At 35.6% G+C, this 545-nt stretch carries 1 protein-coding gene; it reads right to left on the bottom strand.

Going from position 1 to position 545, the window contains the following annotated elements; genetic code table 11:
- Nucleotides 1-308: 308 nt before the first annotated feature.
- Nucleotides 309-494 carry a 2-hydroxymuconate tautomerase gene (locus KH893_RS11645; protein WP_281166259.1) on the bottom strand — a complete coding sequence of 62 codons (186 nt, stop codon included), beginning with the start codon at nt 492-494 and terminating at the stop codon, nt 309-311.
- Between the last annotated feature and the right edge of the window lie 51 nt (nt 495-545).

Genomic DNA, 545 nt, shown 5'->3' with positions numbered 1-545 from the left:
ACCGCAGCCGTTCCGGTGACACCCAATGCAGAAATCGCCGTAATCAATGCTTTTGATTTTAAAGAAGATTTTTTCATTTCCACCTCGTACGCCTACTAATTTTAGACGCTTTGACGGCATTTTGGGTTGCAACGAGATTACAATTTTTCTCTCATTCTCCTCAAACATATGTTTGAGCTTTTTAAAAAATTATTCATTTTTTGCGAACACATGGTTGAAAAAAATTGAGTTGTATATTACAAATTTGCATTTTATTAAAAAAGCGCTACTTTAATAAAAAATAGCACTTTATGTATATTACAAAAATATTACATATCAGACTTCAGGACGCCGCCTAAAGCATAATGATTTGCTTCAAATTCGCGAATTACTATGTGAACAGCTTCGGGATTAGCCTTGGCATCTTCAACCATTACAGCAGTAATATCCTTCACAATTTGTTTGATCTGCTCATGCGAACGTCCTTTTAACATATCAATTTGAATTTCCGGCATCAACTTTTACCTTTCCCTTTTTAATGTCAGCTTGGCGGTCAGGATCAAGCC

Origin of the sequence: Liquorilactobacillus sicerae, assembly GCF_029916425.1 — a bacterium.
In the GTDB taxonomy this organism is placed as follows: domain Bacteria; phylum Bacillota; class Bacilli; order Lactobacillales; family Lactobacillaceae; genus Liquorilactobacillus; species Liquorilactobacillus sicerae.
The sequence above is the reverse complement of the archived record's forward strand: the minus strand, read 5'-3'. Positions and strand labels throughout refer to the sequence as shown.